This window comes from Haliscomenobacter sp., from assembly GCF_965225875.1.
Lineage (GTDB): Bacteria > Bacteroidota > Bacteroidia > Chitinophagales > Saprospiraceae > Haliscomenobacter.
Map to the genome: position 1 here is coordinate 578,401 of NZ_CBDDBS010000001.1, position 22,004 is coordinate 600,404.

Sequence of the window (22,004 nt, forward strand, 5' to 3'; positions counted from 1 at the left end):
CTGCTTGTTTATTTTGTCAATACCTCCGAGTAAAAATTGCCTTCGCGGTACTCGTCCAATACGTGACGTACGGTTTGGGTGAGGTTGTTGGGGAGTTTATCCAGGTAAAACCATTCTGCTTCTTTGAACTTGTGGGTTTCTTTGGCTTTGAGTTCTCCTTCCCAGTAATAGGCTTTGAAGTACATGACAATGCGTTGCTGCTGCTTCTTGATTTTGTGCAATACATGTACCAAATGAAGGTCTTCGGGCTTGAGTAAAATACCGGCTTCTTCAAAGCTTTCACGGATGATTGATTGTCGGGCCGATTCGCGCAATTCTACATTTCCACCGACAAGTGTGTAGTTTCCCCCATTTGGTTTGGTTTGCTTCAAGAGCAAAATTTGACCTTTATGGTACAAAATTAAGCGCGCCTTTACATTGATGTTGCCTGTATTCATTCGTCCGGGTTTGAGTGAGCAATGTATCTGCTGATGACAATCAACGTCTACATCAGGGCCAAATATAGCAACACTTAGGGAATCACCTCATTAAAGTACAGGCTAAAACATGGGGATGATGTTCAACTAAGCATTTTTTACTATTTTTGTGTTTGATTTCCCGTGAACTTGCCTGATAATGTGCTTTTGTAGTGGGGCAAAAATAAGTGCTCATTTTTCCTGAGCCAAAGAATTAGACAAGACACTTAAAGTGAAACGTTTTCTTATCTAATTCTTTGGCAAAATGAGCCCTTATTTTTTATCGCCCCTTAACCTTAACTAATTAAACAAAAGAGCGCTTATGCATTACGAAAATGTTCTGGCGACCATAGGCAATACCCCATTGATTCGCATGAATCGTATTGCGCAGGGAATTCCAGCCAAAGTATTCGCAAAGGTGGAATCCTATAACCCAGGTCAAAGCGCCAAAGATCGCATCGCCTTATTCATGATTGAAGAAGCGGAGCGCAGCGGCAAACTCAAACCGGGTGGTACAATTGTAGAAGCAACTTCTGGCAACACGGGTTTCAGTATCGCAATGGTGAGTGCCATCAAGGGGTACCGTTGTATCCTTACCTTGACGAGCAAAGCCTCCCAGGAAAAAATTTCCCTCCTCAAATCAATGGGTGCCGAGGTAGTCATTTGCCCGGTAGACGTAGAACCAGCCGACCCTCGCTCTTATTATTCAGCCGCCGAGCGCATCGCGCACGAAACGCCAAACTCTTTTTACCTGGCTCAAAACTTCAACCTGGACAACGCGGAAGCGCATTATCGCTCCACCGGACCAGAGATATGGGCACAAACCCAAGGGAAAATCACCCATTACGTCTGTTGTGCAGGCACGGGTGGCACCCTCTCGGGAACGGCCCGCTATTTGAAAGAAAAAAACCCCAACATCAAAATCATTGGGGTGGATGCCTATGGCTCCGTTTTGAAAAAATTCTGGGAAACCCACGAATACGACCCCAACGAAATCAAACCTTACAAGGTGGAAGGTTTGGGTAAAAACATCATCCCGCACAACATGAACTTTGAGTTGGTGGATGATTTTATAAAAGTTACGGACAAGGATAGCGCTTTCCAGGTGCGGGATCTGGCCAAGTACGAAGGGTTGATGGTGGGCTATTCCAGCGGCTCAGCAATGCAGGCCGTGTTTGAAATTGCAGATACCCTTACCGAAAACGACGTGGTGGTTACCCTGTTTTCAGACCACGGCTCCCGTTACCTGGGTAAGGTGTTCAACGACGACTGGATGGTGGAACAAGGCTGGATGGAATGTGTTCCTTCTGAAGCCGCCGGTTCAGTGGGCAGCATGCCACCTACCATTCATGAACATCCTGAGCCTGCAGAAGGTACCAGTAGTTCGAGCGCCTATTTTTACAGCTACGAAGCCATGCGGGATCGCTACATCAAATACTATCGGACCTATCGTTTGAAGTACAAGAAATACATTCGCTTGACTAGGCAAACCCTGGGCTTGTAGAGACGCACGATCGTGCGTCTTGTCTGGCGGCATCTGATCCCAAGATGAGACGCACGATCGTGCGTCTCTACAGGTGGTGATTTTTATTACCTTGACAATTCCATTTCCGACGTTTATTTTTGCGCCGGATTTATAAAATTCCGACCAAACATATGAAGACTGAAAAAAAACAAGCGTACCTGTCGAATGAAGACATTTCGATACCCTTGTTCAAAAACAAGTGGATTGATCGTTTTACCCGCACGCATGTTGCCATTCCGGTATCGATATTCTTTGTGTACTCAGCCTGTTTATTGTACTACACCTCGGTTAAAACCGACCTCAGCTGGCCAGTGGTGACGGGTTTGTTCTTTACGGGCTTATTGGTTTTCACTTTTGTGGAGTATCTGGTACATCGCTATGTGTACCATATGGAAGGAGATACTCCAACCAAAAAGGATATGCAATACAAAATGCATGGGGTACACCACGATTATCCAAAAGACAAACAACGTTTGGCGATGCCTCCCTTTGTAAGCATCACCATTGCTACTGTCCTGTTGTTGCTCTTTGAATTGATCCTGGACAAGTATTCCTTTTCGTTCCTGGCGGGATTCTTGGTGGGATATGCCATGTATTTGTTGGTGCATTATTCGGTGCACATTTTCCGTATGCCCAATAATTTCATGAAAGCCTTGTGGGTCAACCACTCGATCCACCACTATAGCCCGGAGGATGCCATGTTTGGCGTTTCTTCACCATTGTGGGATTATGTGTTTGGCACTACGCCCAAGAAGAAAGGGATCAAGACGGCGGAGATTGTGGTGAAGGATAATCTCTGAGTGTCCTTTTGAAATGAATCGTGCTTGCTAAAAGCGACACTTTTTAAGCACAAAGAAAAAGAGAGGGCACAAAGAACACAAAGTTAGACGTTGACAACGCTTCGCTTTGTGTTCTTTGTGCCCTCTCTTTTTTTCTTTGTGCTAATTTTTTGGGTATGTTTCCGCTGCTTGTTGCACCTTCACCTTCTTCCCAAACGTCCCTCTCGCATACTTCAACTTCCGAATCTGCGCAGGGGCTTCCTCACCCAGCAGGAACCCGTAGAGGCGCAATTTCTCCACGTTGTCACAGATTACCTTAAAAATGCCCGCCATCGGAATGGCAAAAACCATCCCCGGCAGCCCCCAGATCAAGCCGCCCATGAGTAAGGCCAGCAAAGAACTAAGCGGGTTAAGGTTGACACTGGATCCGACGATTTTTGGAGTAATGAAGTTGTTCTCCAAAAACTGTACAAACATACAGACCCCAAAAGCGCCCACTGCGTACATGGGTGATTCTTTGGTCACCAGGGCAATGGCCACCGGAATCAAACTCCCGATCATGACCCCAACGTAGGGAATGATGTTGAGCACTCCGGCAATAAAGGCCAGCAAAACGGCGTATTTCAAGCCCAGGAACAAAAAGCCAATTGAGTTCAATACACTGAGGATCAGGATCACCAACAACATCCCTTGGAGGTACTGCTGAGAAACCTGTGCAATTTTACGAATGACTTCCAGTACTTTTTCGTGGCTTTCGGGGGCTAGGAACTCAATTGACTTTTTGAATTTTTCCCGGTACAACAACATAAAAAACATAAAAAACGGGATTAGCGCCAGACCAGCTACCGCCGCTCCCGTTGCTGTGAATATGTTCATGGCACTATTTGCGCCTTCGTCAATGAACGTGTCCCTTTTTTTGCGCAGCCATTCAGACTGTGTTTCACGGCTCACGTTAAACTGTTGTTCAATATATGTTGAGATATGGGATCCTTTTTGTTCCAGGGCACTTTGCATCATGGGCATATCGCCAGAAAACGACAGGATTTGCCAGGATAAAAAACCAAATAAGGCTATCCCTACTGCCAGCACGGCCAGCACGCCCAACAGTGCTGCCAACCAGTTCGGCAGTCGCCACCGTTGGAGTTTTCCCACCAACGGCAAAACCAAAAAAGCCAATAACATAGCTGCTAAAACGGGAATCAAGATGGCTTGTGCCCAGTACAATCCGCACAACAACAGGGCGATGGAAAGCAGGAAGCAGGTTACACGCAGATAAAATGGCGAAGTTTCGGCAGATGATCCAGTCATGACGAGTGCTTTAGGATGAAAAAAAAAGCCGCCCAGCTCCGAGGCGGCCTCTCAAACTGTACTGTGTGCTGCTGACTAAAATCTTTCTTTAGGTTTTTAGGTTTACTAAACTTTGAAAGTTTAGTAAACCTAAAAACCTCCATTAATTCTTGGTCTTGAGGTCGTCGGCGATGCGTTCCATCCGGGAAGCAACGCTGTTTTTGAACTCTGCCCAACCTTCTCCGATGTTTTCACCGATCCGATCCAGGTCTTTGTTCAGTTCCTGACGATCTTGTTCCAGGGCATTGCGGCGTTCAATCCACCGTACCTTTTCTTTTTCGGAGGCTCGTTCTATTTTTTTGTCCAGTTCGGCAATGGCCTGGTCTAGTTCACGGCCTTGTTGGCGCATGTTTTCAGCCAATTCATCGCGCTCGGTGCGCATGGCCTCGCCAACATCCTCAGCGGCATCTTTAAGGTTTTCGCCAGCGCGATCCAGGTCTTCCTGAGCTTCCTTAGCTGCTTGGTTATTTTGGCAAGAAGTGGTGCTTGAAAACACCCACATGGTGCCCAGAGCGATCAAAAGGGCAAAGGCAAAGGTTCTCTTTTTCATGGTAAATGATTAAGGGGTTAATAATGGAATAGTTTATAGGAATTGAAATAGTTTGTGGGATTGCGATGACGCTATTTAAATGTCAATGCGTTTGCGGCCAGTGATCAAGGTAATGAGGAACACTGCAATGGCAATGAAGAAGAGGATCTTGGCAAAAGTAGCCGCTCCGGCGGCAATGCCACCAAATCCAAATACTGCCGCAACAAGGGCGATGATGAGAAAGGTGATTGACCAGCGTAACATAGCTTTTCGGTTTTGAAGGTGATTAGATACCTTCTCAGGTAAAAAAGCTATACCACGGTTTGACTGGTGAAAAGAAGCGACAAAGTGTAGAATTGTGTGGAATTTTGGGGTGTTGATACACCTCATTGGAGGTATTGCCCACATTTACCGTTTTAACCAAACGGTGAAAGTGGCACCCTGGCCTTCAATGGAGCGCACCTCGATGTTGCCGCCGTGCAATTGTACAATGCTCAGGGCACCGGCTAGCCCCAACCCTACCCCATTGACTTTATTGGAGAAATAGGGTTCAAAAATGCGGTTTTGTACTTCCCGGGGAATGCCCGGGCCATTGTCCTGAATTACGATCCCGACCTGTTTGGGAAAATTGATGATGCGAATGATCAGCTCGCCCTGCCCTGCCTCCATGATTTCAACTCCATTGATGATGATGTTGAGCAGCGCTATTTTTAATTTTTCAAGGTCCACCTGGATGGTTTCCTGCTCCAGTTGGTAGGCTTTGACCAATTTGATGTTTTTTAAGGCGATGCGGTCCTTGGCCATTTCCAGGGTTTGCTCCAGTATTTCGAACAAAGTAACGGCTTGTAAAGTGAGCTGGCCGGGGTTGCTGGTTTGTAACAAGGCCGTAACCAACTGGCCGATGCGTTTGCTGTTGCGTTCAATGATTTCCAGGTAGTCTGCCAATTCGGGGTCTTTGTTTTCCAGAAACAATTGGCCTACTGCCAGGTCGATATTGGTGAGTGGGTTGCGGATCTCGTGGCCAAGGGTGCGCATAAAACGCCCGGTTGCAGCCAGTTTTTCCGCCCGCATCAACTCTTCGGCTGCTTTGGTACGTTCCAGGGTATAGCGGATGCTGCGCTCCAGTTTTTTGGAATCCAGCTCGTGTTTTTCCAAATAATCAGCGACACCGGAGCGAATGGCTTGCACGTCAACCTGGGTATCGCCTTTTCCGGTCAGCAAAATAATGGGTACCCGCAAGTCCAGTTCCTTGGCCACCACAAGCAGATCCAATCCCGTGCGGAAACCCAACAAGTAATCAAAAAAACAGAGGTCGAAATGGTGAGTAGAAAACAACTGCAAAGCCTGATCGTAGGTGGAGGCCCAGGAAATAATGAAATTATGTCCGGTAATGCGTTTCAAATATTCAGAGGTCAGGAAAAAATCGTCCTCGTCATCATCTACAATGAGTACCTCCAGTGTTTGAGCCATATTCAGCTTTTTTATTCAAAGGGTAAAACGATGGTAAATATTGCCCCGGCTCCAGGTACTCCAGTGGCTTTGATGGCGCCGCGGTGGTTGTCTACTACTTTTTTACAAATAGCCAGGCCGATGCCCGATCCCTGAAATTCCGAAACACCGTGCAATCGTTGAAAAATGTTAAAAATCCGTTCCGCATTTTCCTGATCAAACCCGATTCCATTGTCGGCAAATTCCAGCACACAATAATTGCCTTCCACCCACAACTCAAATTCTGGCAGTTCGGCCGTAGTGGCCTGACGGTAACGAATGTCGATCACCGTGGGAACATCCAGGCGTTTAAACTTGCAGGCATTGTCCAGCAGGTTTTGGAAAAGTTGTTGCATTTGAGAAGGTACCGCCCGGATCACAGGAAGCGCCGTGGGGGTATTTATGGTAATTTCGGGTTGATCCAGCAGGTTGTTGTCGGATAAAACCTCCTGCAAAACTTGGCCTAGGTCGGTTGGAACCATTCCACCATCGCTGCGGGTCGACCTTGAGAAAGACAACAAATCATCCAGGAGGCGCTCCATCCGTTTGGTTGACTCCAGGATACGTTCAAGGTAGAGCTGTCCATTTCCAGTCAAAGCTTCTGAGTAACGGTCCGATAATAATTTGCCGAAAGACTGAATTTTGCGCAGTGGAGCGTGCAGGTCATGGGAAGCTACGTAAGCAAAATTTTCCAGTTCCTGATTCGAGCGATCGATGCGCTTGTTGAGCAGTTCGAGCTCGCGCTGTTTGCGGGTGAGGGCAGTAATGTCTTTGATGAGTAAAACCCCAATCCATTTTTTTTCCTCCGCTGGTTCATGTTCTGCCGCGTAAAGAGCTGTCGTGTAAAAGCTGCCCTCAATTTCGTGCTCTAAATCGTAGCGGCTATTGGTCTGAAAAAGTTGGGTAACCGGGTCTTTCAAAAAAGAGAACTTGCCCGTTTCAATCAGTTCATTGAGGTTTTTACCTACAAAATTTTCCTCAGCTTGCAAACGTAAATAGCGCGGGCTGCCCTCCGTCATGATGATTTTATAATCTTCATCAAACAGGAAAATTTCATTGTCCGCCAGCGAATTGGCTAAAAGTTGATACAGCTTAAGCATTCTCGCACTATCGTCTACACTTGTTTCAGGCTGGGTAAAATTTTTCATGTTGTACTATTTGATGTTGTACATTTTCAGCTTGTTGTATAAGGTCTTTCGATCGACCCCCAACAACTGGGCTGCTTTGCTTTTATTGAAACGGGTTTGATAAAGCACCTGCATGATCATTTGGTATTCGGCGCCTTGGGCAATGGATTTCAGGTCAGTATGTGCAGGAATCGACGTCGCTTCTGGAAGCGGTAAAGCACTCAAATTTGGGGCTTCGAGGGGAAGTGCTTCATCCTTTTGGTTGCCCGCCTGGCGTTCTGTCAAGGAAGCGCCAGTTTCTACTTTGTCCTCCAGGCCCAGGCGCGCATAGTGGGTAATTTCAAAAGGCAGGCATTTGGCTTCCACCCAGGGGCCATCACTCAACAAGGTGGCCCGTTTGATCACATTTTTAAGTTCCCGAATGTTGCCATACCAGGGGTAGTTCAAAAAAAGTTGCTCCACTTCGGGGGTAAATCCAGTAATGTTGCGCTGAAGTTCTGCTGAGGTTTGTTGCAAGAACTGTTGCGCAAACACAATGACGTCTTCCCGCCGTTCGCGCAAAGAGGGCATCTCAATGCTGAATTCATTGAAGCGGTGGAAAAGGTCTTCGCGGAATTTTCCATTTTTACTCGCTTCCAACAAACGCTCGTTGCTGGCTACGATGATGCGAACATCCAGGCTAATTTCCTTGGTTCCACCAATGCGTTTCACCTTCCGTTCCTGCACTACCCGCAACAAGGAAACCTGTACATCGTAAGGCAGGTTTGCTACTTCATCTAAAAATAAGGTGCCTCCATTGGCCATTTCAAAATGCCCGATTTTGGTTTGAAGTGCCCCAGTAAAAGCCCCTTTTTCATGCCCGAACAATTCGCTATTGGCCAAATCTCTGGAAATGGCCCCACAATCCATGGCGACAAAGGGCTGGTTTTTGCGGGGGCTGCGGTCGTGGATCATCCGGGCTGCAGATTCTTTGCCTGAGCCACTTTCGCCATAAATGATCACGCTGTAATTGGTTGGTGCAACCAGGTCAATTTGTTTGTACAGGCCTTGCGCCATGGGGCTTTGCCCAATGATGTAGCCCTGTGGAGTGGGGCGACTTTTGGTCGTTTTTATGGCTACGGTGTCCTCTACTGGGGTTTCCGATTCTGGCTGTGCTTGTGCTTTGGGCGAATCCAAGGCGCGTTGAATGCTCAGCAGGATTTCATCCGGCACAATGGGTTTGGTGATGTAATCCAGGGCGCCTAGTTTCATAACATTGACGGCAGTGCGGATATCGGAATACCCCGTCATCACCAATACAGGCAGATTCGAGTGATGCTCGCGAAAATGTGCCAGAATTTGGCTGCCTTCCATATCGCCCAAACGAAAATCAGTAATGGCCAGATCGAATACCTGGGCTTTAGCGGCTGCTATACCCGCCGCGCCGCTGTGGGCCGTGACTACTTCATAGCCTTTACGCGTCAGGAAGCGCTGCAAGAGCAGACACAAATCCAAATCGTCGTCGATGGTCAATATTTTTGCTTGGCTCATACTCTTTTGATTAGTCGGGCAAATTTTTTATTGCCTCTTGCGCATTTTAGCAGCGGGTAAATGTAAAATTTCGCGGTACTTGGCCACCGTTCTACGGGCCAGCACATACCCCTTGGTGGCCAGTTTTGCTACAATCTCCTGGTCTGAAACGGGGTTACTTTTGTCTTCTTGGGCAACAATAGAGGAGAGGGCATCCATGATTTCTTTGTTGGTCACCAGGTCTCCATCGGCATTGGCGATTCCCTGGTTGAACAGGGATTTGAGGTGTACAACGCCAAAATCCGTTTGGGCATATTTGGTGCTGGTTACGCGGGAAATGGTCGATACATCAAAACCGGTTATGGCTGCGATGTCCTTTAAACCCATTGGTCGCAACTGTTTGGGGTCTCCACTTTGAAAATATTCGGGCTGGAGTTGTACAATGCTTTGCATGGAACGAAGCATAGAGTTTTCCCGCATTTTGATCATTTCGATAAACCATACCGCCGCATCCATCTTTGATTTCAGGAAACTGTGGTTATCTTTTTCAGCCCCCTGGCGCCTGGCCTTGCGCAATTGTTCCAACTTATCCATCATGGCACTGCTCAAGCGGAGTTCAGTATTCCCCTTCATCAAAGAGATGCTAAACAGCCCTGCTTCATTTTGTTCGACCAAAAACTCCGGGATGATGTTCTGGTTTTTGTACAGCTGCGCACCGCTGTCACCTACGGGTTTGGGATTTAGTTTGGTGATCAGGTCTATGGCGTGCTGGAGTTCATCACCGCTGATGCGCAAGGTCGATTTAATGTGGTCGTAATTGTGTACAGCCAAATCTTCCAAATGGGCATTGACAATTTTCCAGGCGCAATGGATGTAAGGGGTTTGACTAGGTTTGTTTTCAATCTGCAACAAAAGGCATTCGCGCAAATCCCGGGCTCCTACTCCGATGGGTTCGAGTGATTGCAGGGTTTCCAATTGTTCCAGCAATTCATCTTCCGTTGCGTACAGTTGTTGGGAAAAAGCAAGGTTGTCCTGAATGTCTTCCAGCGAAATGCGTAGGTAACCGTCGTCTTCCAGATTGTCGATCAGATAATGAGCCAAGAGTAAGGCTCGTTCGGATAAGGAGAGCATTGTCAATTGCTGGCGCAATGCTTCGCGAAAATCGTTTTGTTCTACCAGGTTGCCCAAAAAAGGGAATTCCGGAGTCGATTTTTCTTCAGCTCTGGCCCGGTAATCAGGGATAAAATCCTCCTGTTGATACCCTTCCAGGAATCCGCCGCGCTCGTCATCGATGCGGGTATCCGTTTCCGCAGCGCCTCCAGTTTCGGCATTGAGGCTTGCATTGGTGGTATTGCCTTCCAACACCGGGTTGTCTTCCAATTCGTCATGAATTTTCTGTTCCAATTCGAGGGCATTGAATTGGATAAAATTCAGCAGCTGAATTTGCTGTGGCGACAGTTTGAGCAACTGCTTTTGGCTGAAGTGTTGGTTTTGACGTAGCATACTTACACAAATAAAAAAAGCATGCCAAGGTTAGTGCACACCCCAAGTTGAGTATTTTTGTGCAATAAATTCTACATTCTGGGGAATTTTGCAAAAATAAAAGTGGGTCGCTCTTGATTTTGAGCTTTACTTGTCTCAATTGATAGTAGCACTTTTATTTTTTTAGAAATAAAACGACCTATTTCCAATATTTCTCATACTCCCGTCGTAGTTTTAGAAGCGATGTACAAGTTTGGTTTCGCAGATCTTATTCCCTGATTGAATGAGGCCTTCGCTGGTTTACCTTTTTATTGGATTTTTTGCTTCCATCCTGCTTCTGGCAGGAGTTGGGGCTTATTGGTACCGTACCTTTCAGAACTGGAACAAGGCGACCCAAATCCTGGAGCACAATTACCAAATTTTACAAAGTACCGGAAACGTACTCTCTTTGCTTAAGGACATTGAAGTAGGCCAACGAGGTTTCATCCTTACCCGCGATTCTTCTTTTTTTACCCCTTTTGAAAATGCAGTTGTGGCATTGCCACTGGAATTGTACTGCCTCGATTCCTTACTTCCAGACACGAAAGCCCAACAGCAAAGGGCGGGTAAATTGCATTTATTGGTACAAAAACGCATTTATTACGCCCGCAAAGCGCTCAGTGCAGCCTTGGCTCCACCTCAGGTCAATCCTCATTTAAAAACCATTTACATGCGTCGGGGGAAAGCGACCATGGACACCGTACGGGTATTGATTGGCAAAATGAAAGACCGGGAATCGAGCGAAATGCCACGTTTGAATTTGTACAAAGTCAAATTTGCGCTGCGCTCCACCATTGCACTGGTGCTTTCCTTTGGCTTGAGTCTGGCTTTGTTTGCAGGGACTTTTTTCAAGATGGTGCAAGAACTGTTTCGAAGGCTAAAAACAGAAAAACTGCTCTTGCGCAACCTGAGTGAGTTACAACGCAGCCACGCTCAACTTGATGACTTCAACTTTGTCAGCGTCCATCATCTTCAAGAACCATTGCGCAAGCTCAATATTTTCAGCGATCGATTGCAACAAAAACACCGGGATGAATTACCGGAAGAGGTGCAATTTATAGTCCAAAAACTCAGTGCGGCTGCAGTTGAAATCAGTGATTTAATTCAGGATTTAACTGCTTATACCACACTTGGCAAAGCTGAAGAACAACAAACCTTCAGCGAAATTTCAGTTGCCCATATTTTGCAAAAAGTTCAGCAGGAACATGCCGATGAAATTGCTCAACTATCTGCCCAGGTTGAATTAGCCGAAGATCTCCCCAATGTCGAGGGCAACCCCATTCAGTTGCATTTGCTGTTTACCCATCTGATGAGCAATAGCCTCAAGTTTGCACGAGCGGATGAACCTCTACGCATCCAGCTAAGTTCATCTCAGGTGGCAGGTTTTGAAATTCCTGGAGTAGAAGATAGCGATCACGATTATACTTTCTATCGGATCAATTTTACAGACAACGGCATTGGCATAGACAAAAAACATATGGGCGTAATCTTTGAGCTTTTCCAACGTTTACATAAGGACAAAGAAATGCCTGGAACTGGAATTGGATTGGCTATTTGTAGAAAAATCATGCTGAACCACAATGGTTATATTGCTGTAAAAAGTGAACTCAACCGCGGAAGTACTTTTTCTCTTTTTTTCCCGCTGTAACCCAATAAACCAAAGCGCATGCCCAAAAAAACCTTCTGCATCCTGCTCGTCGATGACGATCCCGATGATCGTTACCTGCTGCAAACAGCATTTGAGGAAAGTGAAACCCCTTGCCGCCTGGATTATGTCTCCGATGGAGATGAAATCTTCAGTTACCTGGACAAACAGGGGCAGCCGGATGCCAGCACCGAACAATTGCCCGACCTGATTTTGCTGGATTTAAACATGCCAAAGAAAAATGGCTGGCAAGTGTTGAACGAACTTAAACAATCGCCGGCGTTCAAACACATCCCAGTCGTGATTCTGACGACTTCAAAATCGCCGGAACATGTACGCAAATCCTATAGTTTGGGGGCAAGTTCCTTTATTTCCAAACCTTCTTCTTTCAGTAATTTGGTGGAGGTGACCAGGATTCTGGGAAAGTACTGGTTTGACGTAGTTACGTTTGTTTAAAAGCGCGCTGTACACCCGCTACAGTATCCATCAGCGTTTCCTGGACCCCATCCCAGGAAATCACCTGTCCCAATGCATCCTTTACATCGCTCAATTTTTCCAGCATCCAGGGCATAGCCAAGCGAACCCCTGTAGCCACGGCTGGGTGCTTCGACCACTGAATCGGCAATGCGCTGATCGCCAGTTTGGTCAATTGTGCGGTTAGTTGACTGTCTTGCACAGATTCAGTAACCTGTTCTATGGCTGTTTCGAGCAATTCTAGTGGTTGCAACTGGTTTTTGATGCCTTCTATCTCTTGTTTAATGGCCAGGGTTTGATCATCCAGGCGATTCAACAAGCGCTGGCGTTCGGCTTGTAATTCAGGAATCACTTTCATCGAGCTGGTTTTCTTGGATTAACTTTAATACTGATTGGGTCAACAATTGGCGAACATAACTGCGGACCAAGGCTATGGTCAAACCCGCAATAATCAAAAAAACACCCGCCACCAAAAAGTACCCGATTGCCGGATGGTTCAGCAAATTACCCAGGTAAATCGCGCTTCCCAGCCCTAAAAACAGGAGGATCATGATGCCAAAAAATCCCCAAACTGCAGTCGAGATGATGCTGGAGGAGACCGACAATCCCTTTTCGATCAAAGACAGGATGAACAAGTCCCTCCGGGTGTCCAGGTAGTCCAATACGTGATGGGACAACATTTCGAGGTGGGCTTTTTTTTCTTCCGTAGCAGCTTCCATAGAGAATTGTTTTTATGGGCTATAAAAAAATTGCCGGGGGCACAGCCCCTGGCAACAACGCACTCAAAATGATGAAATATCCTCGCGTATCAATTAGGAAAAATGATTTTGAATCTCATTGACAGTGGAGCGGCCTTCTTTGACCACCTGGTTTGCACCTTTTTTGCCGTCTTTGGCAATTTCTTCCAGGGTGTTTTCGGCTTCGTCTACCAGGTTTGATGTTCTGTTTTTGGATTTCGTCCACCAGCTTTCTCCTGTTTTAAGGATGTGACTGATGAAATCGTTCAGTTCATGTGCGGCAACTCCGGCACCTGATTCTACCTTACCTTTGGTTTTGTACCAGCTCTTTTTGCCTTCCTCAACCAATTCTTCCAGGTATTCTGCCGAATCTTGTTTTGCTTTCACGATTTTTTTGCGGGTTACTTCGCCGGAAGCTGGCGCAAAAAGAATTCCCAAAACCGCACCGGTTGCAGCACCAGTGATAAAGGACATTAACAGATTTTTGTTGGACATGATATGGAGATTTTGTGTGAACAATAAGGGCAAGGTTTGTACAAAGTCATTAAAATGACCTGCTCGTTTAGCTTGCTTACGACTAATCTACCAAGAATATCATGCCAGGTATAAAGTGTGGTAAAGCTTGGGCGTTATGTAGAAAAGTGTGGAAAATCGACCTCATTGGGAAGAATAGTCCCAAAAATGGGCTTGATTTTGCCCTCATTGTTGTATTTTCATCAAATCAACGCTGGAATGACTTTTGATAATAAAGGATGATTAGACTGCCTGAACACACAAGGTCTATTAGATGCAAGTACCCATGGAAGACCAGAGAAGTTTACTCATTGTTGATGACGAAGAAGATGTATGTCTGCTTTTAAAGCGCAGTTTTCGGCGGGAATTTAAAACGGTAGAGACTGCCTATTTACTCAAGGACGCCCTACAGGTAGCTGAACGCCTGAGGCCGGATATCCTATTGCTGGACAACAATCTGCCGGATGGCCTGGGGCTGGAATTTGTCAAAAAATTCAAATCCATCAACCCGAAGATGTACGTCATTTTGTTCAGTGCAATGGATTTGTACCAGGAGGCCATAGTGGCGGGGGCGGATGTTTTTTTGGGAAAGCCGTTGGACTTGGGGGTGATGCGGGAAGTGATGCGGAGGTAGAAGCAATATTCCCCTACCTCCACTATAAGTTTATTCAACAATTGGCTTGTCTTTTTCCGGAAATACCCCCTGCAACAACCCCGCAATCCCCATCACCAACAAACACCCGATCAAGTTCAACCACAAATACGCCACGCGCACTGGAATAACCAGCCCAAACAGGTTCAAGTCAATTTTGTACTCACTGAGCACGTACACCACGATGACGATGATTTGGGTCAAAATAGCGGCAATGAACACGGCCCGCCCTTTTACTTTAGGCTGGAAAAAGGCAGCCAGGAACACCCCGAGGATGACGCCGTAAAAGATAGAACCAATGATGTTGACCGCCTGGATCAGATTGTCGAACAACTGAGCGGAAAAGGCAAAAGCCAGGGAAATCAAACACCAGCCTGCCACAAAAAACTTGGACATGCGCAAATAATGGCGATCACTCGCCTCCGGTTTGTACAAGCGCTGGTAGATGTCGATCACCGTAGTGGTGGCCAGGGCATTGATGGCCGAGGCACCCGAGGAGCAGGCAGCAGCCAAAATCATGGCCAGCAACAAACCAATCATCCCGATGGGCATGTACTTCAACACATAAGAGATAAAAACGTAGTCGGTATCTTTGGTAGCCGCATCGGGCACATGGTCTTTAATCAAGGCTTTGGCATCTTCCCGCAACTGCAATTCCGTGGCGTGTAAGGTTTCTACTTCCGCCTTTGCCGTAGCAGTGCCTTCATCATCTCCACTCCGCATGGCTTGCATCATTTGCTCAACTGCAGTACGCCGTTGTTCAAAGACTAATTTCTGCTGGGTTTCCAAGCCCTGATACTGCTCCGCTGCGCTGCCACTCAGGCGATTCACGTTATTCGCGTTGAAGTGCAAGGGAGCTTGATTAAACAAGTAAAACACGAAGACCAACACCCCTACCCCGAGGATCAGGAATTGCATGGGCACTTTGATCATGGCGTTGAGCATCAGCCCCAAACGCCCCTCAGCCAGGGATTTACCGCCCAAATAGCGGGCAACCTGTGACTGGTCGGTGCCAAAATAGGAAATGGCCAGGAAGGCCCCCCCAATGATGCCCGACCAAAAATTATATCGATTGGATAAATCAAATTCAAAATCCACCAGATTGACTTTGCCCATTTTACCGGCAATGCTCAAGGCATCAGTGAAATGCACATCGGGAGGCAATTGGAAAAAGACGATCCCGGCTGCCAAAAACAGCCCCAGCCAAATCACCGAAAACTGCAAGGTTTGGGTGTAACTCACTGCTTTGTAACCACCGACGTAGGTATAGGCCAGAATCAAGCCTGCAATAAACAGGATGGTGAAATTCAGCGACCAACCCAGTAGCTGCGACATTACAATGGAAGGGGCAAAAAAGGACAAACCCGTGGAAAAGCCCCGTTGCAACAAAAACAAAAGCGCGGTAAACACCCGGGTATTTACGCCAAAACGATTTTCCAGGTATTCATAAGCGGTGTATATTTTGAGCTTATAGTAGTATGGAATGACAAAAATGCTCAAAAAGATCATCGCCAGGGGCAGACCAAAATAAAACTGCACAAAGCGCATGCCATCTTCGTAAGCCTGGCCAGGCAAGGAGAGAAAAGTAACCGCACTGGCCTGGGTAGCCATGATGTTGAAGCCAATGACCATCCAATTCAGGTCATCGCTGCCGCGCATGTGGGTTTCCGAAGAACGGATGTGACGGGTTCTCCAAATTCCGTAAGCTGCGATTCCAATGAGGGTGGCCAGCATGACTAGCCAATCGATCCAATTCATAGGTTGTCAGGCAAATAATCGAGTAATACAATAAAACAACACAATCAATACTGCATTGAATACAAAGACCAGGAAATAAACTTGATTCCAGGACTTGAAAAAAGGTGGTCTATCGAGCATATTTGTAAGGTTTAAAGGAATGAGGAACATTTGAGTCCAATCCGGTCACTGAGCGGAGCCGAAGTGCCGGATTGGATTCAAATGTTCCTCATTCCTTTATTTCCCAATCGAAATCATATTCGCAAAAAGCCGGAACGCCCCGGGCACTCCCGCAGGCAACTGCCGGAACCAGGAATACCCCGTATAGATGTAATACCCCGATCCATATTTAGCCACCAACAAACCACCATCGCGGGCGGGTTCACCGGGGTCATTGGAGGAGAGGATGGCATCAAAATTCGTTTTGTCCCAATCGTTCGGGAAATACAAGCCACGTTCTTGTACCCAACCGCTGAAGTCCTGAGCAGTAATCTTATTGGGTTGATTCAAAATCTTGTGCTCAGGCTTGAGGAACCGAACCTCGGCATTTTCATCGGTTACCCTGTCGCGGGATACACTCAACTTGTAGGGCGCCAGTTCATTGGCTTCCACTTTGTATTCAAAATTGGTGTTGTACTGTACAATCATGGTTCCCCCTTTGCGGACGTACTCCATCAAATTGCTTTGCCGGTAAGCAAGGGCATCGATGGTGTTGTAGGCCCGAACTCCCATGATCACTGCGTCGTACTTGGCGAGGTTTTCCGGAGTGAGGTCTTTTTCACCCAGCATGTCTACTTTGTAGCCGATCTGCTGCAAGCTGGCGGGAATGTCATCTCCTGCCCCAGCTACATAACCCAATAATTGCCCCGCTTTTTTCAACTCGATATGGGCTACTTTGGCTTCGGCATTAAGCAACACGGTTTGGGCCGGAATATGGTCGTATTTGATTTCGAGCATTTCCTTGCTGTAATTCTGCCCATCAATGGTCGCTACCGGGAAAATTTTACCTTCGCTGGCCCCTGATGGAGGCGTGACCATAAATTTGATGCTCTTTTCGTCTCCTTTTTTGGCAATGCTGAAACTGGCCTCAGCCGGTTCCACTTTCCAGCCACTCGGCACACCCAATTTGAGGGTTCCGCTGATGTTTCCTTTCCCGGCTTTTACTTGTATACCAACTGGTTTGGCAGCGTTGTCGGCGAAGACCAATACTTTTTCAGTCACTTTGGTAAACACGGGAGGAATAATTTCGAAAGGCCGGTAAATTTCTCCTTTGGCCGGATCTGCATCTTTGTACACAATGTCCGTTTCGTAGACGATGGGAACCCCCGCGATTTTATAGTGGTAACGGGCCTTGAAAGCGCGTTGCGTTTCGGGTTTGCCCCGCATTTGTTGATCTTTCACTGCGTACATGCCCGTTGTACCGGGCTCAGTCAGCCAATAGGCACTGGTATAAGCCATGTCTTTGTTAAGGCGCACTTTACGCGGCCAGATCAGTCCCTGGTTGTTGGTCAGTGGCTTGTTGAATACGGTATCCAACCCGATCGGATCGATGCTCACTTTGTCCAACACTACAATGGCCGGACTGCGGTTGATGACCTCGGTACGAATGGTCATTTCGTCGCCAGGTGCAGCGGAATAATCGGCAGTAGCTGTTTCGTGGTAAAGGCCCAAACAGGCTTTGATCACGTCTTTGATTTCCACCAATTTCACCCTTTTCCAATAGCCGTCGGGCAGTTTTTCAATCAATTGATACGCTTTGATTAGTTCTGTTACACTCGCCGCTGGATTGTCGAAGCGGAATTTGGCTTGTACTGCCGCCAGGATGGCTCCGATGGGCGCCCCACCTGGTACGCGAGTCCAAGTGGTATTGATGCCTTCAAAGAGGTCGGTTTTACTTTTGGGTTCGTCGCCTTTGATGAATTCGAAGTACTCCAAACTGGTACCCCGGGTGCCCATGGAGCCAAAGCCCTGGCAACGGTGCGAACTACGGCTTTCAGCAGCAATTTCGGTATTGGATTTGCCCAGATTGGGGAAATATCCTCCAGCTTCTACACTGAATAGTTTGGATTTATCGGCTTTGTCAAAAGCAGCGCGGCTACCAAAGAAAAACCAGGAGATGTTGAAAAAGGTACGGCGGGGTTGCCAGGGCTTAACGTAAGCCAATTGCTCAGGGTAAGCCTGGGGGTTGTTGGCCAAGTCAAAAGCCTCTACCGAAAGGACTGCGGAAGCCGTGTGGTGGCCGTGGGTGGTGCCTGCCGTGCGGTGGTCAAACCGATTGATGATCACGTCGGGTTGCCATTGGCGAATAGCCCATACAACGTCGCCCAAAACATCGTTGCGGTCCCAGGTTTGGAAAGTTTCGGCAGGATTTTTGGAAAACCCAAAATCGTTGGCGCGGGTGAATAGCTGCTTGCCCCCATCAATTCGGCGGGCAGCCAATAACTCCTGAGTACGCAATAAGCCCAATAACTCGCGAATTTCAGGGCCAATCAGGTTTTGCCCCCCATCTCCTCTGGTAAGTGACAGGTACGCCACATTGGCTTTGCGCTCATTGGCCAGATATGAAATGAACAGGGTATTTTCATCATCGGGGTGTGCCGCAATGTAAAGCGCTGAACCTAAAAAATTCAGCTTCTTGATGGCTTCGTAAATTTCCCCGGAGCTGTAACGTTTGGGTGCCTGGGCACGAGTGGAAGTGAATGGAAGGGTCAATACCAAAAGAAAAAAAAGTATACTCCAACGCTGCATAGGTGATTCGGTTTTGTTGCGGTAAAATCGAGTGCGACAAATATACATTTTGCAGCGCAGAAAGTTTGCGAAAGATGGGTATTGAGTCGTTTTGAGTGCGTATGAGGGGAAAATGGGATGTAAAGGCATGATTTGGGAAAGGAAACCGAGGGAATAACAGGCTCCCTTTCATTCAGATGCCGTTTATTTTTTCCTTTTTGGCAAAGACTGGCGGGTCCATAAGGCACCCAACAAATCCACAATCCCAAAAAGGATAATATTTGGCGAAGCCATTTTTAAGAGTACAAAAGCGCCAAAAAACAGGATCACAGTCAGGCGAGAAACGACCGTCATGCGAAAAAAGGTAATCAAATCAGACTTGGCCGACTGCAAATAATAATAAGCCAGGAAAAGCACCAACATGCCCACCACCCGAATCCATACTTCGGAGGTTGTTGGTACTTTAAAAACGTTTAATAACATATTGGGAACAATAAGGAGGGTAAGTCCCAGACCGGCCAGGTAAATGCCAAAGTAAAAAATGGTTTTTGCTGCTTTGCTCATATGATGTGGTTTTAAGGTGACAAGGGTGCCAAGCAGCCAGGTGATTGTATTTCCAAATGTAAAAAATTGATTCAATAATAATGTGGACCAAGGGCTAAAATCTAAAATGCCGCCATTAAGCACGAAGCTCCGACAAAATTTCTTGCAAATTCTCTTTCAAAGGAGGAAGGTTCACTGTAATAATATCCCAAATGCTTTTGTCATCAACTCCGAAATACTCATGAATCAGAACATTTCGCAGACCAATAATTTGACGCCAGGGTACATTGGGATACTCAGTTATTAAATCTGGAGAAATCCGATTTGCGGCTTCTCCCACAATACCTAGCTGCCTAATGCAGGCATCTAAGCGCATGTTATCTTGTTGAAACTGTTCAAAGGTGATTTTTTGAGTGTAGGACTCTATGGTTTTTATGGCTTTAAGCATGTGCTCCATCCGCCCTTTATCTCCAAACCTATCGGGCATAAATCAACTTTTTTTCTTGATGAATTGCCGGGCCAATAAACTCTGAAAGCCCTCTCGACGACACCAAATCCACTTCACGACCCAATAGGTCTTCAAGGTCTAATTTCATGCCTACAAACTCAAGACCCACAGGTTGTGTGTAATCGAGTTCAACTAAAATATCCACGTCACTTTTTTCTTCCGCTTCCCCTCGTACAAACGAACCAAATAGATAAGCCTTCAAGACAGGCTTGTCTTTAAAATAGTGGCGAATGGTTTGCACTTGTTGGTCGTTGAGGTACATTTTTAGCGTTTGACTGGATAAAATTAGGCTTTTTTAGGGGCTTATACAAGTATTCCTTTGACCCAACTCAGACAAAAAAATGAATAATTTTGTCTGAAACATGTTTTTGAAACCAGGTTTCAGACAGAAAAAATGATTTTTTTGTCTGAAATCTAAACAATTGCCTCTTTACGGAGCAGTACGAACGCCCTAAAACCCCGCCGTCACCAACTCCGCCAACAGCCCTCTTACCTCTTCCACATTCGCCAGCCTATAGCGGGCAGCACACTCTGCTCACAGCAAGGCATTGCGGTGAGGTCAAAGCAATGTGGTAAAAGCCAAAAGTTTTTTTTGACCGAAATTTCATTGTTAATATTTGGAGTCGCATTTTTTTTTTCATTACTTTTACGTTGTATTGTGACAAAATCAAAAACGAAAGAGGGAACTATTATCTTTAGAAAGGAAAGTCAGCTAGACTTATTCTTTCTGCGCTTTTATTATTTGCTAAATACAAATCATTGATTGTTCAGATTTTAGATTAAACAAATCACACCTAATAGTTATGAAGTTCATTGATCAGTTACAATTATTGGATCGTCTAAACAATCTGATTCAACGCAAGGGTACTGGAAATTATCAGGCTTTGGCTCGGCGTTTGGGAATATGCCCTCGCCATGTTTACTATTTATTGGATGCCCTAAAAGAATTAGGTGCAGAGATCGAGTATTGTAAATCCAGACAAAGTTATTACTATATGAATGAGACTAGTCTGGATTTCAGTGGCTTGTTGAAAATAGTGAGGCGTGATGATTAAAGTTTTTTTTCAGAAAAAATTTCACTTGCAAAATTTTTGCAAGTGGGCACAGTAACTTTGAATTGTTGATCATGCTTCTTCCAAAAAAGTAGCATGATAGAAAAAGTGCTTACTGTTTTGCAAAACTCACAGCAAGCACCAAATGTGAATTTAAAAAAACAAATGTATGATGAAAAAGTTAACAACCGCTCTTTTGTTGGCCTTATTCTTTATTGGGCTAGCTTGTGAGAAAGAAAGCAATCTTTCAAATGGAGTAAAAACTTCATCTTCGATTAATGTACAGGATGGACGTCTGGTTTTTAAGAAAATGGAAGATTTACATCAATGGGTACAGAAATTTTCAACAAGCAAGAATGAAGCGAAGCAATTGGCAAATTTAGAGGGTTTCACATCCTTTCAAGAAGCATTCGAGTCTATTGATCTCAATTTCAGTGACAAAGCTTCTTTGAATAAGCTACTTGACGAACATAAGAATATTCTTACAATGTGGAGAGAAGGCAGTGATACTTATTTAGATAAAAATTCATATGGTGTTTTCTATCCCCATATTTGTAATGCAAATGGGATATTCCAAATTGGAGACAGTCTTTATAAGGTTACAAGAGAGAAGCTTTTTTCTTTTCATAGCCGCCACATAAACATGGTAGATCAAATACTTGACATACCCGGTGTAAAGATTAGAGATCATGTCATCTCAACAAGTCACAATGCTGGTTCACCTGAATTAAGAAACAATGTTGAAGACTGTGAGAGTTATTACGACAATAATAAAAGGAAATTGAAAGGGAGAAATGGAATTGAATATGCGCCTGGAAATTTCTTTGTTTTTTCAGCCAGTAGTACTCATTATAAAAGAGGCTTTTTAGGAATTTGGTCTCAAGAAGATGTTGCTGCAATCTCCGTTTCTTGCGGAGGTTGGACTGATGATTGTCCTCCAACTTCTAACTCTAACTATTTAGAAAATGAAAGCCAGGTTGGAGCAGTCTTATGCTCAGGGTATGCAAGTAGCAACAACGTGTCTTTTGAGATGTCTTCAAGCCATGAATCCACAAGGGTGGGAACTTCTGGTGTCGCCAGTTGTAGTATTTTAAATGGAGATTAATACGAAATCCGATATTTCGTCTAAACAAAAC

At 45.9% G+C, this 22,004-nt stretch carries 22 protein-coding genes; 6 read left to right on the forward strand and 16 right to left on the reverse strand.

Annotated features, from left to right (window positions below):
- Nucleotides 1–8: 8 nt before the first annotated feature.
- Nucleotides 9–437 (reverse strand): NUDIX domain-containing protein, encoded by a 429-nt coding sequence (locus ACO08K_RS02270; protein ID WP_421794767.1) that lies wholly within the window; start codon nt 435–437, stop codon nt 9–11.
- Nucleotides 438–777: 340 nt separating this feature from the next.
- On the opposite strand from ACO08K_RS02270, the gene ACO08K_RS02275 reads away from it, so the two are divergent.
- Together ACO08K_RS02275 and ACO08K_RS02280 are read left to right on the forward strand one after the other, a co-directional pair.
- Nucleotides 778–1,959 (forward strand): PLP-dependent cysteine synthase family protein, encoded by a 1,182-nt coding sequence (locus ACO08K_RS02275; RefSeq protein WP_421794768.1) that lies wholly within the window; start codon nt 778–780, stop codon nt 1,957–1,959.
- Between the two features lie 152 nt (nt 1,960–2,111).
- Nucleotides 2,112–2,780: a sterol desaturase family protein gene (locus ACO08K_RS02280; RefSeq protein ID WP_421794769.1), complete on the forward strand. Its 669-nt coding sequence runs from the start codon at nt 2,112–2,114 to the stop codon at nt 2,778–2,780.
- Nucleotides 2,781–2,921: 141 nt separating this feature from the next.
- Here ACO08K_RS02280 and ACO08K_RS02285 read toward each other — a convergent pair whose 3' ends face one another.
- The 7 genes from ACO08K_RS02285 to rpoN form a co-directional block, all read right to left on the reverse strand.
- Nucleotides 2,922–4,067 (reverse strand): AI-2E family transporter, encoded by a 1,146-nt coding sequence (locus ACO08K_RS02285; RefSeq protein WP_421794770.1) that lies wholly within the window; start codon nt 4,065–4,067, stop codon nt 2,922–2,924.
- 142 nt (nt 4,068–4,209) lie between these two features.
- The gene (locus ACO08K_RS02290; RefSeq protein ID WP_421794771.1) at nt 4,210–4,656 is read right to left on the reverse strand and encodes a hypothetical protein; all 447 of its coding nucleotides are present in this window, start codon (nt 4,654–4,656) and stop codon (nt 4,210–4,212) included.
- A gap of 75 nt (nt 4,657–4,731) precedes the next feature.
- Nucleotides 4,732–4,899, reverse strand: coding sequence for a DUF1328 domain-containing protein (locus ACO08K_RS02295; protein WP_421794772.1), 168 nt, complete (start codon nt 4,897–4,899; stop codon nt 4,732–4,734).
- 144 nt (nt 4,900–5,043) lie between these two features.
- Nucleotides 5,044–6,105 carry an ATP-binding protein gene (locus tag ACO08K_RS02300; protein ID WP_421794773.1) on the reverse strand — a complete coding sequence of 354 codons (1,062 nt, stop codon included), beginning with the start codon at nt 6,103–6,105 and terminating at the stop codon, nt 5,044–5,046.
- A gap of 11 nt (nt 6,106–6,116) precedes the next feature.
- Nucleotides 6,117–7,271: a sensor histidine kinase gene (locus ACO08K_RS02305; protein ID WP_421794774.1), complete on the reverse strand. Its 1,155-nt coding sequence runs from the start codon at nt 7,269–7,271 to the stop codon at nt 6,117–6,119.
- A 6-nt stretch (nt 7,272–7,277) separates the two neighbouring features.
- Nucleotides 7,278–8,780: a sigma-54-dependent transcriptional regulator gene (locus tag ACO08K_RS02310; RefSeq protein WP_421794775.1), complete on the reverse strand. Its 1,503-nt coding sequence runs from the start codon at nt 8,778–8,780 to the stop codon at nt 7,278–7,280.
- 27 nt (nt 8,781–8,807) lie between these two features.
- Nucleotides 8,808–10,262: an RNA polymerase factor sigma-54 gene (gene rpoN, locus ACO08K_RS02315; protein ID WP_421794776.1), complete on the reverse strand. Its 1,455-nt coding sequence runs from the start codon at nt 10,260–10,262 to the stop codon at nt 8,808–8,810.
- A 262-nt stretch (nt 10,263–10,524) separates the two neighbouring features.
- Between rpoN and ACO08K_RS02320 the strand changes: the two genes are divergently transcribed.
- Both ACO08K_RS02320 and ACO08K_RS02325 read left to right on the forward strand, forming a co-directional pair.
- A complete protein-coding gene (locus ACO08K_RS02320; RefSeq protein WP_421794777.1) occupies nt 10,525–11,928 on the forward strand; it encodes a sensor histidine kinase in 1,404 nt (467 codons plus the stop codon).
- 18 nt (nt 11,929–11,946) lie between these two features.
- Nucleotides 11,947–12,381, forward strand: a complete 435-nt coding sequence (locus ACO08K_RS02325) for a response regulator (RefSeq protein ID WP_421794778.1) — start codon at nt 11,947–11,949, stop codon at nt 12,379–12,381.
- Here ACO08K_RS02325 and ACO08K_RS02330 read toward each other — a convergent pair.
- The 3 genes from ACO08K_RS02330 to ACO08K_RS02340 form a co-directional block, all read right to left on the reverse strand.
- Nucleotides 12,368–12,757: a hypothetical protein gene (locus ACO08K_RS02330; RefSeq protein WP_421794779.1), complete on the reverse strand. Its 390-nt coding sequence runs from the start codon at nt 12,755–12,757 to the stop codon at nt 12,368–12,370. The genes ACO08K_RS02325 and ACO08K_RS02330 overlap by 14 nt on opposite strands.
- Complete coding sequence (locus tag ACO08K_RS02335) at nt 12,741–13,118, reverse strand: phage holin family protein (RefSeq protein ID WP_421794780.1); 378 nt, start codon at nt 13,116–13,118, stop codon at nt 12,741–12,743. The genes ACO08K_RS02330 and ACO08K_RS02335 overlap by 17 nt, the downstream gene beginning before the upstream one ends.
- Before the next feature lie 93 nt (nt 13,119–13,211).
- A complete protein-coding gene (locus tag ACO08K_RS02340) occupies nt 13,212–13,631 on the reverse strand; it encodes a YtxH domain-containing protein (RefSeq protein WP_421794781.1) in 420 nt (139 codons plus the stop codon).
- A 292-nt stretch (nt 13,632–13,923) separates the two neighbouring features.
- Here ACO08K_RS02340 and ACO08K_RS02345 point away from each other — a divergent pair, with 292 nt between their 5' ends.
- On the forward strand, nt 13,924–14,283 hold the full coding sequence (locus ACO08K_RS02345; RefSeq protein ID WP_421794782.1) for a response regulator: 360 nt from the start codon (nt 13,924–13,926) through the stop codon (nt 14,281–14,283).
- A 30-nt stretch (nt 14,284–14,313) separates the two neighbouring features.
- On the opposite strand, the gene ACO08K_RS02350 is transcribed toward ACO08K_RS02345, so the two are convergent.
- The 5 genes from ACO08K_RS02350 to ACO08K_RS02370 all read right to left on the reverse strand — a co-directional run bounded on the left by ACO08K_RS02350 (nt 14,314) and on the right by ACO08K_RS02370 (nt 20,078).
- Nucleotides 14,314–16,059, reverse strand: a complete 1,746-nt coding sequence (locus tag ACO08K_RS02350; RefSeq protein WP_421794783.1) for a sodium:solute symporter — start codon at nt 16,057–16,059, stop codon at nt 14,314–14,316.
- Between the two features lie 216 nt (nt 16,060–16,275).
- Nucleotides 16,276–18,786: a PIG-L family deacetylase gene (locus ACO08K_RS02355; protein WP_421794784.1), complete on the reverse strand. Its 2,511-nt coding sequence runs from the start codon at nt 18,784–18,786 to the stop codon at nt 16,276–16,278.
- Nucleotides 18,787–18,969: 183 nt separating this feature from the next.
- The gene (locus ACO08K_RS02360; protein ID WP_421794785.1) at nt 18,970–19,329 is read right to left on the reverse strand and encodes a hypothetical protein; all 360 of its coding nucleotides are present in this window, start codon (nt 19,327–19,329) and stop codon (nt 18,970–18,972) included.
- Between the two features lie 115 nt (nt 19,330–19,444).
- Nucleotides 19,445–19,795, reverse strand: coding sequence for a DUF86 domain-containing protein (locus tag ACO08K_RS02365; protein WP_421794786.1), 351 nt, complete (start codon nt 19,793–19,795; stop codon nt 19,445–19,447).
- Complete coding sequence (locus ACO08K_RS02370) at nt 19,785–20,078, reverse strand: nucleotidyltransferase family protein (protein ID WP_421794787.1); 294 nt, start codon at nt 20,076–20,078, stop codon at nt 19,785–19,787. Before ACO08K_RS02370 ends, ACO08K_RS02365 begins: the two co-directional genes overlap by 11 nt.
- 959 nt (nt 20,079–21,037) lie before the next feature.
- Between ACO08K_RS02370 and ACO08K_RS02375 the strand changes: the two genes are divergently transcribed.
- Nucleotides 21,038–21,973: a hypothetical protein gene (locus ACO08K_RS02375; protein WP_421794788.1), complete on the forward strand. Its 936-nt coding sequence runs from the start codon at nt 21,038–21,040 to the stop codon at nt 21,971–21,973.
- The last annotated feature ends 31 nt before the right edge of the window (nt 21,974–22,004 follow it).